Source organism: Leifsonia sp. SIMBA_070, from assembly GCF_046534635.1.
Classification (GTDB): domain Bacteria; phylum Actinomycetota; class Actinomycetes; order Actinomycetales; family Microbacteriaceae; genus Leifsonia.
Genome location: NZ_JAWRYK010001068.1, coordinates 1 through 229, shown reverse-complemented (window position 1 = coordinate 229; position 229 = coordinate 1). Strand labels below are relative to the sequence as shown.

Genomic DNA, 229 nt, shown 5'->3' with positions numbered 1-229 from the left:
CCGTCCGGCAGGAAGACATTCGCTTCAATGGACATGCCATCGAATGCCGGATCAACGCAGAGGACCCGGACAACAACTTCTTTCCCAGCCCGGGCACGATAGAGTCCCTCGAATGGCCGGTGGGCGAAAGCATCAGGGTAGATGCAGGTGTTGCTGCCGGCTCGGTAGTCAGCCCGTATTACGATTCCATGCTGGCAAAGATTATCGTCCACTCCGCAGACCGGGACAC

The 229-nt window shown here is 58.1% G+C and carries 1 pseudogene; it reads left to right on the top strand.

Annotated features, from left to right (window positions below):
* Nucleotides 1-229, top strand: a pseudogene (locus SB754_RS23425) (acetyl-CoA carboxylase biotin carboxylase subunit); the annotation flags it as partial.